This window comes from Streptomyces sp. NPDC005805 (assembly GCF_040630445.1).
GTDB lineage: Bacteria > Actinomycetota > Actinomycetes > Streptomycetales > Streptomycetaceae > Streptomyces.
On record NZ_JBEXXN010000003.1, the window covers coordinates 161,608 to 175,942 of the forward strand.

The window sequence follows — 14,335 nt, forward strand, 5'->3', positions numbered from 1 at the left end:
ACCTCTCGGTTCCCCCGCCCTGACCTGCGGATCTGTGGTGGGCGAGGTCCCCGGCCGGGCGCGAGAGCCGGACAGGGTACTGCATGATCGCGAAAATCGATGCCTCGCATGGGAATTCTGTCCTGATTCCAGTCGTTGTTTTCATCGGATGCAGGGCACCCGAGAGGGTGTCGCGACCTACTCAGCAAGGGAGCTCGCATGGCAACCCGTGCCGTCGCCCGTCGGCAGTCCGAGTCCGGAGGGACCGACAGGGCAAGCAGCGTTCGCGCCGTGGGCGGGGAGATCGCCGACCGCGACCTGGTCGGCATGTACCTCGACGAGATCGCGCGCACGCCGCTGCTCGACGCCGCCAAGGAGGTCGAGCTGTCCCAGACCATCGAGGCCGGGGTGTACGCCCGCCAGATCCTCGACGGAGAGGTGCAGAGCGACACCAAGGCGACCGAGGAGGAGCTGGAGGCGCTCGCCGAGGCCGCCGAGCGCGCGAAGGACGTCTTCATCCGCTCCAACCTCCGGCTCGTCGTCGCCGTCGCCCGCCGGTACCCGCGCAGCGGGCTGCCCCTCCTCGACCTGATCCAGGAGGGCAACGCCGGCCTGGTCCGCGCGGTCGAGAAGTTCGACTACGCCAAGGGCTTCAAGTTCTCGACGTACGCCACGTGGTGGATCCGCCAGGCGATCACCCGGTCCATAGCCGACCAGTCCCGGACCATCCGGCTCCCCGTCCACCTGGTGGAGGAGCTCGGCCGGATCCGCCGTGTCCAGCGCGAGTTCAACCGCGAGCACGGGCGGGACCCGGAGGCCGCCGAGGTCGCGGCGGAGCTGGGCTCCACCGAGGAGCGCGTGACCGACGTCCTGGACTGGGCCCGTGACCCCGTCAGCCTCAACATGTCCGTGGACGACGGGGGCGAGACCCAGTTCGGCGATCTGCTGGAGGACACCTCCGCGGTGTCCCCGGAGCAGTCGGTGCTCACGCTGCTGCGCAGCGAGGAACTCGACGGCCTGATCGGCAAGCTGGACAACCGCACCGCCTCCATCATCCGCATGCGGTACGGCATCGAGGACGGCCGCGAGCGCACCCTCACCGAGGTCGGCAAGGAGCACGGCCTCACCCGCGAGAGGATCCGCCAGATCGAGAAGCACGCGCTGCTGGAACTCAAGAAGATGGCCCGCGACACGGGCTTCGACGCGGCGGCCTGACGCGACCCGCTCCCCGCGAGGCGGCCCGAACTCCGGGCCGCCGGGCGCGGGTTGCGCGGCTTGCCTTTCGGCGCGGCCCCACCCGGGTGGCGTTCCGGTCCGGGCTCTGGCTCCCGGGCTCGGGCGGCGGCTCCGGGTCACCGGTGGCGCGCCGCCGTCAGGGCCGGGGCGGCACCGAGCGGGCGAGGCGGCCGGCCAGCGCCGTCATGTACTGCCGCAGCACCTCCGGTCCGTGCACGGTGAACTCGCAGTCCACCAGGGCCAGTCGCATCGCCAGCCACTCCACCGAGTCCGTGGAGCGCCCGCGCAGCCGGCAGGTCTCCTCTCCCGTCGGCTCCGGCGCTCCGAGTTCCCCGCGCAGCTTCGCCGCGACGTGCGACGCCGGCGCCTCGAACTCCACGTCCAGCTCATGCTCCTGCTGCGACCGGGACATCGTGTGGCTCAGCAGTTCCGCCGCGTCCCCCACCGGCGCCTCGCGCGGGGTGAACCGTGCGCCCGTCGCGAACGGCTCCGTCACCCGGTCCACCCGGAAGGTCCGCCAGTCGTCCCGCTGGAGGTCGTACGCGACCAGGTACCAGCGCCGTCCCGTGGACACCAGCCGGTACGGCTCCACCTTCCGCCGGGTCTCCGCGCCGTCGCCCGCCCGGTAGGCGAACCGCAGGTGCTCGTGCCCGGTGACCGTGCCCGCGATCACCGTCAGGGTGCGCGGGTCGATCGACGCGCCGTCGCCCCGGGTCAGCGGCAGCGTCGCCGCCTGGAGGGTCGACACCCGGTGGCGCAGCCGCGACGGCAGCACCTGCTCCAGCTTGGCGAGCGCCCGTACGGACGCCTCCTCCACCCCCTCGATCGCGTGCCCGGCGCCCGCCCGCAGCCCCACCGCGATGGCGACCGCCTCCTCGTCGTCGAGCAGCAGCGGCGGCATCGCCGCACCGGCCACCAGCCGGTAGCCGCCGACGGCGCCCTTGGTGGCCTCGACCGGGTAGCCGAGGGCGCGCAGCCGGTCGATGTCGCGCCGGATGGTGCGCGCGCTGACCTCCAGCCGCTCGGCCAGTTCGCTCCCGGGCCACTCGCGTGGCGTCTGGAGCAGTGACAGCAGATTCAGCAGCCGTGCCGGGGTGTCCGTCATGGGTCCAGGATGCTCCCCGTACAGGACATGATCTGACCTATATGGCCGACAGACTTCCCGTATGAGTTCACAGCAGCCCAGGGCCGAGGACGCGGCCACGAAGACGGGTACGGGTACGGACGCGAGCGCGCACCCGGAGGCGAGCGCGCACACGGAGGCGGGCCCGGCCACGGGGAGCGGGCCGGTCTCGGGCGCGGAGCCGGGTGCGGGCGCGGCGGGGGACCGGCGGCGGTGGATCGCCCTCGCCGTCGTGATGACGGCCGCCTTCATGGACCTGGTCGACGTCACCATCGTCAACATCGCCATCCCCAGCATCGAAGGGGACCTGGGCGCCTCCTTCGGCGCGATCCAGTGGATCACCGCCGGGTACGCCCTCGCCTTCGCGGCCGGTCTGATCACGGGCGGCCGGCTCGGCGACATCTACGGCCGCAAGCGCCTCTTCCTCGTCGGCATCGCCGCGTTCACCGCCGCCTCCGCGCTCTGCGGGTTCGCCCCGAACGCGGAGACCCTGGTCGCGGCCCGGCTGCTCCAGGGCGCGTCGGCCGCGATGATGGTGCCGCAGGTGCTCTCCATCGTCCATGTCACCTTCCCCGCGCACGAACGGGGCAAGGTCTTCGGGCTGTTCGGAGCCGTCGTCGGACTCGGCGCGGTGTCCGGGCCGCTGCTGGGGGCGCTGCTGACCCAGTGGAACCTGTTCGGCCTCGAATGGCGGCCGATCTTCCTGATCAACCTGCCCGTCGGCATCGCCGGCTTCCTGCTGGGCCGCAAGTACATCACCGAGTCCCGCGCCGCGAAGGCACTGCGGCTCGACCTCGTCGGCGTCGCCCTGATCACCCTCGGCCTGCTGATGCTGATCTACCCGCTCACCCGTGGACGGGAGTTGGACTGGCCGCTGTGGGGTCACCTGTGCATGGCAGGCAGCCTGCCGGTGTTCGGCGCCTTCGTGCTGTACGAGCGCCGCAAGACCCGCCGGGACGGCTCCCCGCTGGTCGAACTCGCCCTGTTCCGGGTGAAGAGCTTCGCCGCCGGTATCGCCGTGCAGCTGACCTTCGGCGTCGTGCTCGGCATCTTCTTCCTGGTGTGGACGCTGTACATGCAGATCGGGCTGGGCTGGAGCCCGTTGAAGGCGGGCGTGACCGGGGTGCCGTTCTCCGTGGCCGTGTCGGTGGCGGCGGGCCTCTCGGTGCAGCTCCTGGTGCCGCGCTTCGGGCGCAAGGTCCTCCAGGCGGGCGCGGCGACGATGGCGCTCGGGCTGCTCCTCTACATCTGGGAGGCCGGCCGGTACGGCACCGCGATCGAACCCTGGCAGATGGTGCTGCCGCTGGTCGTGATGGGGCTCGGCATGGGCCTGATCGTGGCACCGCTGACCGACGCGGTCCTGTCCGAAGTGCCGCGCGAGCACGCCGGATCGGCGTCCGGACTCATCAACACGACGACCCAGATGGGCAACGCCCTCGGACTGGGGCTCGTCTCGGTGGTCTTCTTCGGCACGGTCGACGAGGCACACCTCGCGCCCGACGCGGCGGGGGCGGGGGCCGTGGGGGCGGTGTTCACCGACGCGTTCCGGCACTCGCTGTGGTGGGTCGCGGCGGTCCTCGGGGCCATCTTCCTGCTGATGTTCGCGCTCCCGGCCCGGCCCAAGCAGCACCAGGAGACCGCGGCGGTCGCCGAAGGGGACGGCCCCGACGACGCGCCGGGGGCGGCGGCGGCCGACGTGTCGCCCGCCGGTGACCACGCCGGTCACGCCGCCGGGCACCCCGCCGACGGAGCCGGCGAACCGGAGCCCGCGCTCACCCGCTGACCCTCCGCCTCCCGGCCGCCGCGCGCCGGGTCCCGCGGCCCCGACAGGGCCGCGGGACCCGGCGCGCGGTGCGTGGCGTCAGTGCCCCGGCGTTCCGCGTCAGCGGACCTGCGCGCGGAGTTCCATCGCCTGGCGGGCCGCTCGCTCCTCCTCGTACACCTCGCACATATGGCGGCCGTCGGGGGTGGCCGTGTGCTCGACCTCCCACAGGCTGGTCTCGGTGCCGTCCATGAGCAGGAACGCGTGCTCGTAGAGCGTGAATCCGGCGTCCTTGCCGTCGACCCGGTACTGCCGGCCGAAGACCTGGGTGATGTGGTGCGCGAACGCGGCGCGCAGCCGCAGCGCCGTGTGCTCGCCGGGCCGGTCCGCGTTCTCCGCGCGGCGCAGCACCCGGCGGGCGTGGTCCGGGGAGTCGTCGATCGTGTACACCGGCGGGAGGGGCGGCGGGGGCGGGGACATCAGCGCGGCGAGCAGATCGAGGTCCGCGTCGAGGTCGAAGGCGGGCGCCCCGGCGTCCGGAGCGAACGGCCCCGCGTCGAACGGTCCCTGGCCCAACCGCCCCTCGTCGTCACCGAGTCCGGGGAATCCGGCCGGCAGGCGGGACGCGGCGAGCCGGGCCTCCTGCTCCTCCGCGTACACCTCGTGCTGCTCCGCCTCCTCCCGGCCGGTGCTGTGCACCAGCTCCCACAGGACGAGCGGACTGCCGTCGCTCAGCAGGTAGGCGTGGCGGTACAGCGACCGGTGGAACCCCGAGGAGTGGTGCGAGGAGTGCAGTGAACCGGCGTGCGCCAGCGCCGATTCGAGGCGCTCCACCACGGCGTCCGGCAGCTCGAAGGAGTTGAGCGCCCGGCCGAGGAGTCGCGCGATGTGGGTTCCGGTGGTCTCGTGCGGGTCGATGGGATCGTTCAAGAGGGTCTCCAGGCCGTCGCCACACGTCACTTTCCGATTGCTCAACGTAGCGCCTGGGGCGGACAGTGCGGTCAAGGTTCAGGTAAAACGACGGGCGCACGGACGGGAGTTCCCGTCCGTCGTATGTCTCCGCGACCGGCGGCCGCCGGGCGTCAGCCGGTGCCGTAGAGGTCCCGGTAGGCGGGGAACGGGCCGCCGGGGCCGTCGACTCCCCGGGCCGCGCGGACGGCCCGGACGATCGCCTCGGTCACCACGTCCGCACCCGCCGCGAGGAGGTCGTTGAGGGCGAGCGGATTGCCGGCGTCCAGCGCCTGCGCGCCCGTGGCCAGGGCGAACACCGTGTCGCCGTCGTTCATCAGATGGACCGGGCGGACGGCGCGGGCGATGCCGTCGTGCGAGGTGCCCGCCAGTTTGTGCGCCTGGGCGCGGGTCAGGTCCGCGTCGGTGGCGACCACGGCGAGTGTCGTGTTCAGCGGCTGCGGCCCCTGCCGCTCGCGGGCCTCGGCGACGCGGAGCAGCGCCGCCGCGTGCACCTCCGGCGCCGGTTCGGCGGCGCGTTCGGTGACGTACGCACCGTAGAGCGCGCCCGTGCGCGGGTCCACCGCGGACCCGACCGCGTTGGCGACGACGAGCGCCGCGACCGTGATCCCGGAGTCCAGCACCCGGCTCGCCGTCCCGATCCCGCCCTTGAGCGCGCCGATGACGGCGCCCGTCCCGGCGCCGACCGAGCCCTCCGCCACGGGCGCGCCCTCGTCCTGCGCGGCGGCCGCCGCGACGGCCGCCCGCCCGGTCGCGGCCGTCGGCCGGGCCTTCCAGTCGCCGCCGCGGCCCAGGTCGAAGACACAGGCGGCCGGGACGACGGGAACCACCTGCGCCGGGTCCGGCCCCACCCGCACACCCCGGTGCTGCTCCTCCAGCCAGGCCATCACCCCGGCCGCGGAATCCAGGCCGTAGGCGCTGCCGCCGGTGAGGACGACGGCCTCGACACGCTGGACGAGGTTGCGGGGGTCGAGCGCGTCGGTCTCCCGGGTGCCCGGGCCGCCGCCCCGGACGTCGACGGCCGCGACCGCGCCGCCCTCCGGTGCCAGGACGACGGTCGTACCGCTGAGGGCCCCGGGACCGGGGACGGCCGCGTGGCCGACCCGCAAGCCCAATACATCGGTCAGTCCGCCCGCCGGCCCGCTCGGTGTGCTCCCGGATGCGGAGCTGTGGTGGTCGCCCATGACGCCACCGTAGTTGACGGTCCCCGGGTGTGACGGGGCGTCGGGAAGTGGCCGCGCGGGGGCGGAACGTTCGGCCGAAAGCCTCACCCCGCCGCCCCGCAGAACGGGTCCAACGGTATAAATCGCCCTACGGTGTCTCCGTGACCGAGCCACCCGAAGACCCCGCCGTACCGGCGAAGCCGCCCGTTCCGCCGGCCCCGCCGGACCGGCCCGCCACCCCGCCCGCGGCCCCGGCGGCCCTCGCGGGGGAAACGCCCGGCCCCGGCGGACCGGGCGGCCCCGGCGTACCGGTCGGGCCCGGCGCCCCGGGCGCGGCGGCCCCTGGAAGCCGGCAGCCCCTGCCCGTCCAGACCCGCGCCGCACTCACGGCCACCGCCGTGTCGGTGCTGCTGGTCCTCGCCATCGTGTTCGGGAGCCGGATGCTCCGGGACTTCGACTCCGCCCTCCTCCCGTACGCCGTCGCGACGGTCTTCCTGGCCTTCGGCGTCACCTACCGCTACACGGTCTGGGTCTCCTCCCCCGGCGCCCGCCGGCTCTTCAAGCAGGGCTGGCGCAGCTTCCTCTCCATGGAGAACTTCCGCCGCGCGCCCACCGCGGTGCCGCGCATGATCGCCACCTACCTCGGCTTCCAGAAGTTCCTCGGCGCCCGCTCGCACGGCCGGTGGGTCGCCCACCAGCTGATCTTCTGGGGCTGCGTCCTCGCCGCCCTGATCACCTTCCCCCTCACCTGGGGCTGGTTCACCTTCACCTCCGCCACCGGCTCCGGGCCCGGCTACGAGATGCGGATCTGGGGATTCAAGGTCCTCGGCTTCGACTCGCTGGACTTCTTCGGCTGGCTCATGTTCCACGGGCTGGACATCGCGGCCGTCCTCGTCATCCCGGGAGCCTCCTACTTCCTGTGGCGGCGGATGAGGGACCGGGGCGCCGTCACGGGCCAGCGCTTCGCCTACGACCTCGTCCCGCTGATCGCCCTCATCGTCATCTCCGTGACCGGGCTCCTGCTCACCTTCTCCTCCCTGTTCCTGCACGGCGGCGGCTACGAGTTCCTGGCGATCCTGCACATGGTGTCCGTGGTCTTCACGCTGATCTACATCCCGTTCGGCAAGTTCTTCCACATCGTGCAGCGCCCCGCAGCCGTCGGGATGCAGCTGTTCAAGTACACCGCCCGGCAGAACGAACAGGTCTTCCACTGCCGCCGCTGCCAGGAGCCCGTGGACACCACGCCCTACGTCGAGAACCTCCAGGGCACCATGCGGGACCTGAAGCTGGACTTCGCCGAATGGGCCGAGTACTGCCCCCGCTGCAAGCGCGTCCTGCGCGGCAACGCGTACCTGACCCACGTCAAGAAGGGCTTCAAGTGACGTCCGACCAGCGGACGGCGGTCCCCCTCGACCCCTCCATCGCCCCGCCCGGCACCCGGGCCTTCCGCGACGCCGGAGGCATCCCGGCCGACCAGTGGCACGCCGACCAGAACGGCGAGACCCTCGTGCCGACCCACTGCTGCTTCTGCGGGGTCCAGTGCGGGATGTACCTCCGCGTCGACAACGGCGGCAAGGTCTTCGGCGTGGAGCCGCGCAACCACGACGTCAACCGGATGCGCCTGTGCCCCAAGGGCATCAACGCCTATCAGCAGGTCAACCACCCCGACCGCCTCACCGCCCCGCTGATGCGCCGGTCCCGGGACGAACCCTTCCGGGAGGTGTCCTGGGAGGAGGCCCTCGACTTCACCGCCTCCGAGGTCCGGCGTATCCAGGAAGCCCACGGCAACGACGCCTTCGGGATGCTGGGCGGGGCCAGCCTCTTCTCCGAGAAGACCTATCTCGTCGGCAAGTTCGCCCGCGTCGCGCTGAAGTCCCGCCACGTCGACTACAACGGCCGGCTCTGCATGGTCTCCGCGGCGGGTGCCAACAAGCTCGCCTTCGGCATCGACCGGGCCGGGGCGCCCGGGACCGCGGCGCGAGCCTGATCGTCGTGGACCCGCGGGAGACGGCGATCGCCCGCACCGCCGACATCCACGTCGCCCTCCGGCCCGGCACCGACGCCGCCTTCTTCACCTCCGTGCTGAACGTCGTGATCGCCGAGGGCCTGACGGACGAGGCGTACCTCGCCACGCACGCGACCGGCTGGGAGGAGGTGCGCGCCAAGGCCGCCGAGTACCCGCCGTCCCGCGCCGCGGAGATCTGCGGTGTGCCCGCCGAGCAGATCGTCCAGGTCGCCCGGGCCTTCGCGAGCGCGGGCAAGGCCATGGCCTGGCACGCCCGGGGCATCGAGCACCACTCCCAGGGCGTCGAGAACTGCCTCACCGTCATCAACCTCTGCGTGGCCACCGGCAACATCGGCCGGCCGGGGGCCGGGTACGGCACCATCACCGGCCAGGGCAACGGCCAGGGCGGCCGGGAGCACGGCCAGAAGTCCGACCTGCTCCCGGGCGGCCGGTCGATCACGAATCCCGAGCACCGCCGGCAGATCTGCGAGATCTGGGGCATCGAGGAGTCCGAACTCCCGCCCGCCGGGACCTCGATGATGGAGATGGTCTGGCAGATGCAGCGCGGCGAGATCCGCGGCCTGATCGGCGTCTGCAACAACCCCTTCGTGTCGCTGCCCAACTACCGGGTGGTCAAGGACGGCTACGACGCCGTCGAGTTCCATGCGCAATTCGACTTCTTCCTTTCCGAGACGGCGGCCAACGCCCACGTAGTCCTCCCCGTGACGACCTGGGCCGAGGACGAGGGGGTGATGGCGAACGCCGAGGCGCGTGTGGTCAAGCACAACAAGGCCCAGGAACCGCCCCCGGGCGTGCGCACCGACACCTGGGTCCTGTGCCAACTCGCCCAGCGGCTCGGCGCGGGCGACAAGTTCGCCTTCGCCGGCTCGCGGGAGGTGTTCGAGGAACTGCGGATCGCGTCGGCGGGGACGGTCAACGACTACTACGGCATCACCTACGAGCGGCTGGAGGAGACCGGAGGCATCGCCTGGCCCTGCCCGTCCACCGACCACCCGGGCACACCCCGGCTGTTCGAGACCGGCCGCACCTACCACCCCGACGGGCGGATCCACCTCCAGGTCGTCGACTGGCATCCGCCGGTGGACCCCTACAGCGACGAGTACCCGATGTCACTCACCACCGGGCGGACCGTCGCCCACTTCCTCTCCGGCAACCAGACCAGGCGACTGGGCGCCCTCGTGGAGCAGACACCCCGGCCCTGGGTGGAGGTGCACCCCTCCCTCGGGTTCGCCACCGGGGACCCGGTCCGGGTGGTCACCCGCCGCGGCAGCGAGGTCTTCCCCGCCCTCGCCACCGAGGCGATCCGGCCCGACACCGTCTTCGTGCCGTACCACTGGCCGGTGCCGACCGCGGCGAACGCGCTCACCATCGACGCCCTCGACCCCCGGTCCAAGATCCCCGAGTACAAGGTGTGCGCGTGCCGCCTGGAGGCCGCCGAGGCCGTCGACGTGGTGCCCGCGCCACCCGTGGCCCCGGGACAGGTGGCCTACCCCGAGACCCAGGTCTCCCGTACCGACCCGCTGCCGCCCACGTCCCCGCAGGGGCGCGGCACCGCAGAGAGGGGCTGAGGCCCGCCATGATGGGCAGAACGATCTTCATCGATCCGGGTCGCTGCATCGGCTGCCAGGCGTGTGTCTCGGCCTGCCGCGAATGCGACTCCCACCGCGGCACGTCCATGATCCATCTCGACTACCCCGACGAGGGGCACTCCGTCGCCTCCCTTCCCACGGTCTGCATGCACTGCGAGGACCCCGTCGCCCCGTGCGCCGAGGTGTGCCCGGCCGACGCGATCCTGGTCACCGCCGACGGTGTGGTGCAGCAGGCGGACACCACCCGCTGCATCGGCTGCGCGAACTGCGTGAGCGCCTGCCCCTTCGGCGTACCGAAGATCGACCTCGGGGCGAAGCTCCAGATGAAGTGCAACCTCTGCTACGACCGCACCGCCTACGGCCTCGCCCCGATGTGCGCCACGGTCTGCCCCACCGGCGCGCTCTTCTACGGAACGCAGGAGGAGCTGGAGGCCGAGCGCCCCGGAGTGCGGGTCGCGGACTCCTTCACCTTCGGCGACGTCGTCGTCAAGACCGGTGTGGCGATGGTCGTGCCCGCCGACAAGGTGCGGTGGCCGGTCCCCGGGGGCCTGCCGATCGTCCGGATCAACGGAGCGGATGTCCCATGAGCATCACCCAGCAGCCGCCGACGGGCGAACCCGCGCCGGACGCCGCGCAGGAGGCCCCGCACGACCGGATCGCCGCCGACGCGCTCACCACGCGCCGGGACTATCTGCGCATCGTGGCCACCGTCTCCGGTGGTCTGGCGGCCGGCGGCATCGGTGTCGCCGCCGGCATCCTCCACCGGCACGGCGACAACGAGGGCGCGCCGGAGCCGAAGATGATCGCCGAGAGCCTGGCACCGGGGGAGTCCCTCGCCTTCCGGTATCCGGGCGAGGACGACCGCGCGGTCGCCGTCCGGCTCATGGACGGCACGCTCGTCGGGTACTCGGCCGTGTGCACCCATCTGGCCTGCGCGGTCCTCTGGCGGGCCGACCGAGGCCCGGAGGGCGAACTCCTCTGCCCCTGCCACGAGGGCGTTTTCGACATCCGCACCGGAGAGGTGACGGCGGGCCCGCCGCCCCGCCCGCTGCCGCGGGTGATCCTGGACCAGGACGCCGACGGCGGCGTCTGGGCCCTGGCCACCGTCCGCTCGGGCGAGAACGACCGGGACGCGTGGTGCCGCCAGTTCGCGGAGCGGGAACCGGAGCAGGCGGCGCTGCTGGAGTGCCCCGGGTACGGCGCGCGCGGCACCGGCACGGGGGAGGAGGCATGAGCGGGCGCGGTGGAGACGGCCTCGACGGCATGGGCGAGCGGAGCATGGGTGAGCGGAGCCCGGAGGACGCCCCTCCCGCGTACCGGCCCGGCAGCGCCGATCCGCGGCTGAACCGCCCGGTGCGCGAGCGCTACCCGCAGATCCGCCCCACGAGCGGCTACGGCGACCCCCGTACCTCCCGCACCGGTCCGGGACCCGGTGCGGGCACCGACCAGGAGCCCGAGCGGGCCTCCCGGCTCACCGCGCGGATCGTGCTGGCGTGCACGGTGGTCGTCGGCCAGTTGTGGGCGCTGACCGTGGTCGTCAACAGCTGGATGCAGGGAGAGATTACGACCGCCTGGTGGGGAGCAGGATTTCTCTGCCTGTCCTTCCTGGTGGTCCTGGCGATCTGGTGGGTCGATCCCAAGGACCGCTGACCGGGCCGGCCGCGCCGGCCGGGAGACGACCGCCGGGGGCGCGGGGCTCGGACGGTCGTCGCCGGAACCGGTGCGGCCGGGGCGGGTCCGCGGGCGGCGGGCCGGCCGTACCCTGGAGGGATGAGCACCGCCCCCGCCCCCGGACCGCGAGACGCGGAGACGCCCGGTCGGCCGCATCCGAAGCCGGCTCTGATCTTCGACGATCCGCTGGACCAGCAGTCCGCGGACGATACGGACCGTGGGTGGGGTGAGCGGCCTCATGCCGGCGACAGCGCCACCGACCTGGCCCGCTTCCTCGACGAGAAGCCGCCCCACCACCTCTGAGACCCCGCTGCCGACCGGGCCCGCGGGCGCCGGGCGGCCCTGCGTCCGATTCCTCCGGCGGGAGGTCAGTCCCCGTTCCGGGGCGCCGAGGGGCCGGGCGTGCTCGGCGTGGCGCTGTCGCTGCCGGAGCGCTGGGCGACCAGGTGGTCGCGGATCTCCTTGAGCACCTCCAGCTCGCTGACCTCGATCATCTCCTGCGTGCCCTCCTTCGCCGCCCGCTGTGCTTCGCGGCGGGCCAGGTACTTGGCCATCGGCAGGACCATCAGGAAGTACACGACGGCGGCCGTGATCAGGAACTGCAGGGTGGCGCCGAGGACCGAGCCCCAGGCGATCTGGATGCCGTCCATCTCGCCGTCGACCACCTTGCAGGGGGCCTTCAGGCACGAGGTGTAGGAGTCGAGATTCTTGGTGCCGAATGCTCCGACGAGCGGATTGATCACGCCCTTCACCACAGCGTTGACGATGTTGGTGAAGGCGGCACCGATCACGACGGCCACGGCCAGGTCGATCACGTTGCCACGCATCAGGAAGGCCTTGAAGCCCTCGATCAGACTCGGCTTGCTCTCGCTCACGGATGAGCCTCTTTTCGCATGTGCGGTAGGGGAGGGGGACAGGGGGGAAACCTACGGCAGCCCCGGGCCGTCCTGTCCAATCCGCACCCGCGAACAGGTGACCTGACGATACGTCAGTACGAGTCCGTGTGTGACTCCTCGGGTGACCGGGCGTGTGCGTGCGCGTCAGCACAGTGTCACCGCCAGCCGGGAGGTCGTGCCCGCGCCGGCCAGGGCGGCGGCCGTGTCCCGGGGGACCGAGAGCACGACCAGCGCACCCGCCTCCGGGGCGGTGGCATCGGGCGCCGGCACCTCGTCGACCCGGACGTCCGAGGCCACGATCTCGGCCGCGGGCCCGTCCTCCGAGGGGGAGTCCGGGGCGGCGATCACATCGACCCGGTCGCCGGGACGCAGCAGCCGCACGGTCGCCGCGTCGGCGATCCGGACCGGGGCGGACACCAGCTCCTCGTCGGCGGGCCGCTTGCGGGCGGGCGCGGCGGCGGTCAGCGCCGCCGTCTCCGGCGCCTCCGATGTACGTCGGCCGGCGTGGCCCTCGGACTGGCCCGCGGCGGTCGCGGCCAGCGCCGCCGCGGTGACGGCCAGCCCGGCGGCCATGGTCCCGCGCTGCCTGCGCAGCGCCCGGCGCAGCCGCAGACCGCTGCGCCGCACATGGAGCGGCGGGAACGGCGGGACCCCCACCGGGCCCGGCGCCTGCGGGTCGGCCGGCAGCCACGGGAACCCGCCCGGCCCTCCCCGTGCCGAGGTGTCCGGGGCATCCGGGGAGGCCGTCGGGGCAGCGCCCGTCGGACCTCCGGGGCTGCCGCCCGGGCCGGGCGTACGGGAGGAGCGGGGGACGCAGGTGTGGAAGGACATGGAACACCACCAGTCGTGAGCGGGGACCGGGCCTGTTGCCCGTGTCCGGCTCCGCTCACGATCCACGTTTCCGCCGGTCCGCGTTCGAGCCTGTGGACAAGTCGGGGGTTGTGGACAACTCCGTCGCTGCTGCGGGTGAGTTGGGGTGCCGGTGTGTGTTCCGGGGTGAGGGTCAGGGAAGTTCGAATCCAGGGTCCATCCCCGCGAGTGCGTTCCGGCACAGGCAGTCCCGGTCCTCGTTCGCGGGGAGGGCCGCCACCACGTCGAACAGCACGTCCCGCAGCCGGTCGACGTTGGAGGCGAAGACCTTGAGCACCTCTTCGTGGGAGACGCCCTCACCGGCCTCCGCTCCCGCGTCGAGGTCAGTGACCAGAGTGAGGGAGGTGTAGCAGAGTTCCAGCTCGCGGGCGAGGACCGCCTCGGGGTGCCCCGTCATGCCGACGACCGACCAGCCCATGGCCGCGTGCCAGCGGGACTCGGCCCGGGTCGAGAACCGCGGGCCCTCGACGACGACGAGGGTGCCGCCGTCCACCGGCTCCCAGTCGCGTCCCCGCGCGGCTTCGAGCGCGATCCGCCGTCCCCTGGGGCAGTAGGGGTCGGCGGGGGAGACATGGACGACGTTGGGGACGGTGCCGGACGGCAGCGGCAGGCCGTCGAAGTAGCTCTGTGCCCGTGCCTTCGTCCGGTCCACGAACTGGTCCGGCACCAGGAGGGTGCCCGGGCCGTACTCGGGCCGCAGCCCGCCCACCGCGCAGGGTCCGAGGACCTGGCGCACACCGAGAGAACGGAGGGCCCACAGATTGGCGCGGTAGTTGATGCGATGGGGCGGGAGGTGGTGGCCGCGCCCGTGCCGGGGCAGGAACGCCACCCGCCGGCCGGCGATCTCGCCGACGAAGAGGGAGTCGCTCGGGGAGCCGTACGGGGTCTCGACCTGTACTTCGGTGACGTTGTCGAGGAAGGAGTAGAAGCCGGAGCCGCCGATGACCCCGATCTCCGCCGTGGTGGAACGGGAGCCGGTGCCGGGGCCTGCGTTCGCGTTGGTCGCCATGGCGGCCACAGTATCCGGGGCCCCGCACGCCGCGGACCCCGC

At 72.8% G+C, this 14,335-nt stretch carries 13 protein-coding genes and 1 pseudogene; 8 read left to right on the forward strand and 6 right to left on the reverse strand.

Going from position 1 to position 14,335, the window contains the following annotated elements:
• Window positions 1–198 precede the first annotated feature (198 nt).
• Complete coding sequence (locus tag ABZ457_RS03355) at window positions 199–1,194, forward strand: sigma-70 family RNA polymerase sigma factor (protein ID WP_359153336.1); 996 nt, start codon at window positions 199–201, stop codon at window positions 1,192–1,194.
• Window positions 1,195–1,351: 157 nt separating this feature from the next.
• Here ABZ457_RS03355 and ABZ457_RS03360 read toward each other — a convergent pair whose 3' ends face one another.
• The gene (locus ABZ457_RS03360; RefSeq protein ID WP_359153338.1) at window positions 1,352–2,320 is read right to left on the reverse strand and encodes a YafY family protein; all 969 of its coding nucleotides are present in this window, start codon (window positions 2,318–2,320) and stop codon (window positions 1,352–1,354) included.
• 61 nt (window positions 2,321–2,381) lie between these two features.
• On the opposite strand from ABZ457_RS03360, the gene ABZ457_RS03365 reads away from it, so the two are divergent.
• Window positions 2,382–4,121 (forward strand): MFS transporter, encoded by a 1,740-nt coding sequence (locus ABZ457_RS03365; protein WP_359153340.1) that lies wholly within the window; start codon window positions 2,382–2,384, stop codon window positions 4,119–4,121.
• A gap of 99 nt (window positions 4,122–4,220) precedes the next feature.
• Here the strand turns inward: ABZ457_RS03365 and ABZ457_RS03370 are convergent, their stop codons facing one another.
• Together ABZ457_RS03370 and ABZ457_RS03375 are read right to left on the reverse strand one after the other, a co-directional pair.
• Window positions 4,221–5,030, reverse strand: a complete 810-nt coding sequence (locus ABZ457_RS03370) for a DUF6227 family protein (protein ID WP_359153342.1) — start codon at window positions 5,028–5,030, stop codon at window positions 4,221–4,223.
• Window positions 5,031–5,182: 152 nt separating this feature from the next.
• The gene (locus ABZ457_RS03375; protein ID WP_359153344.1) at window positions 5,183–6,253 is read right to left on the reverse strand and encodes a P1 family peptidase; all 1,071 of its coding nucleotides are present in this window, start codon (window positions 6,251–6,253) and stop codon (window positions 5,183–5,185) included.
• A 419-nt stretch (window positions 6,254–6,672) separates the two neighbouring features.
• Between ABZ457_RS03375 and ABZ457_RS03380 the strand changes: the two genes are divergently transcribed.
• The 6 genes and pseudogenes from ABZ457_RS03380 (at window position 6,673) to ABZ457_RS03405 (ending at window position 11,821) form a co-directional block, all read left to right on the forward strand.
• A complete protein-coding gene (locus tag ABZ457_RS03380) occupies window positions 6,673–7,614 on the forward strand; it encodes an MFS transporter (protein ID WP_359153476.1) in 942 nt (313 codons plus the stop codon).
• Window positions 7,611–9,826 (forward strand): annotated as a pseudogene (locus ABZ457_RS03385) (molybdopterin oxidoreductase family protein). Before ABZ457_RS03380 ends, ABZ457_RS03385 begins: the two are co-directional and overlap by 4 nt.
• 8 nt (window positions 9,827–9,834) lie before the next feature.
• The gene (locus ABZ457_RS03390) at window positions 9,835–10,434 is read left to right on the forward strand and encodes a 4Fe-4S dicluster domain-containing protein (protein WP_359153346.1); all 600 of its coding nucleotides are present in this window, start codon (window positions 9,835–9,837) and stop codon (window positions 10,432–10,434) included.
• Window positions 10,431–11,081 (forward strand): Rieske (2Fe-2S) protein, encoded by a 651-nt coding sequence (locus ABZ457_RS03395; protein WP_359153348.1) that lies wholly within the window; start codon window positions 10,431–10,433, stop codon window positions 11,079–11,081. Before ABZ457_RS03390 ends, ABZ457_RS03395 begins: the two co-directional genes overlap by 4 nt.
• 29 nt (window positions 11,082–11,110) lie before the next feature.
• Entirely contained in the window at window positions 11,111–11,497 is a 387-nt protein-coding gene (locus ABZ457_RS03400) for a hypothetical protein (protein WP_359153478.1), read from the forward strand.
• Between the two features lie 120 nt (window positions 11,498–11,617).
• Entirely contained in the window at window positions 11,618–11,821 is a 204-nt protein-coding gene (locus ABZ457_RS03405) for a hypothetical protein (RefSeq protein ID WP_359153350.1), read from the forward strand.
• A gap of 65 nt (window positions 11,822–11,886) precedes the next feature.
• Here the strand turns inward: ABZ457_RS03405 and mscL are convergent, their stop codons facing one another.
• The 3 genes from mscL to ABZ457_RS03420 all read right to left on the reverse strand — a co-directional run bounded on the left by mscL (window position 11,887) and on the right by ABZ457_RS03420 (window position 14,293).
• Entirely contained in the window at window positions 11,887–12,393 is a 507-nt protein-coding gene (gene mscL, locus ABZ457_RS03410; RefSeq protein ID WP_359153352.1) for a large conductance mechanosensitive channel protein MscL, read from the reverse strand.
• 165 nt (window positions 12,394–12,558) lie between these two features.
• Window positions 12,559–13,071 (reverse strand): RcpC/CpaB family pilus assembly protein, encoded by a 513-nt coding sequence (locus ABZ457_RS03415; protein ID WP_359153354.1) that lies wholly within the window; start codon window positions 13,069–13,071, stop codon window positions 12,559–12,561.
• A gap of 346 nt (window positions 13,072–13,417) precedes the next feature.
• Window positions 13,418–14,293 carry an S-methyl-5'-thioadenosine phosphorylase gene (locus tag ABZ457_RS03420; protein WP_359153356.1) on the reverse strand — a complete coding sequence of 292 codons (876 nt, stop codon included), beginning with the start codon at window positions 14,291–14,293 and terminating at the stop codon, window positions 13,418–13,420.
• Window positions 14,294–14,335 lie beyond the last annotated feature (42 nt).

Excerpts from the sequence above, each read along its gene's own strand:
- ABZ457_RS03355 (WP_359153336.1), top strand. The coding sequence starts at position 199 with ATGGCAACCCGTGCCGTCGCCCGTCGGCAGTCCGAGTCCGGAGGGACC.
- ABZ457_RS03360 (WP_359153338.1), bottom strand. The coding sequence starts at position 2,320 with ATGACGGACACCCCGGCACGGCTGCTGAATCTGCTGTCACTGCTCCAG.
- ABZ457_RS03365 (WP_359153340.1), top strand. The coding sequence starts at position 2,382 with ATGAGTTCACAGCAGCCCAGGGCCGAGGACGCGGCCACGAAGACGGGT.
- ABZ457_RS03375 (WP_359153344.1), bottom strand. The coding sequence starts at position 6,253 with ATGGGCGACCACCACAGCTCCGCATCCGGGAGCACACCGAGCGGGCCG.
- ABZ457_RS03380 (WP_359153476.1), top strand. The coding sequence starts at position 6,673 with ATGCTCCGGGACTTCGACTCCGCCCTCCTCCCGTACGCCGTCGCGACG.
- ABZ457_RS03390 (WP_359153346.1), top strand. The coding sequence starts at position 9,835 with ATGATGGGCAGAACGATCTTCATCGATCCGGGTCGCTGCATCGGCTGC.
- ABZ457_RS03395 (WP_359153348.1), top strand. The coding sequence starts at position 10,431 with ATGAGCATCACCCAGCAGCCGCCGACGGGCGAACCCGCGCCGGACGCC.
- ABZ457_RS03400 (WP_359153478.1), top strand. The coding sequence starts at position 11,111 with ATGGGCGAGCGGAGCATGGGTGAGCGGAGCCCGGAGGACGCCCCTCCC.
- ABZ457_RS03405 (WP_359153350.1), top strand. The coding sequence starts at position 11,618 with ATGAGCACCGCCCCCGCCCCCGGACCGCGAGACGCGGAGACGCCCGGT.
- ABZ457_RS03420 (WP_359153356.1), bottom strand. The coding sequence starts at position 14,293 with ATGGCGACCAACGCGAACGCAGGCCCCGGCACCGGCTCCCGTTCCACC.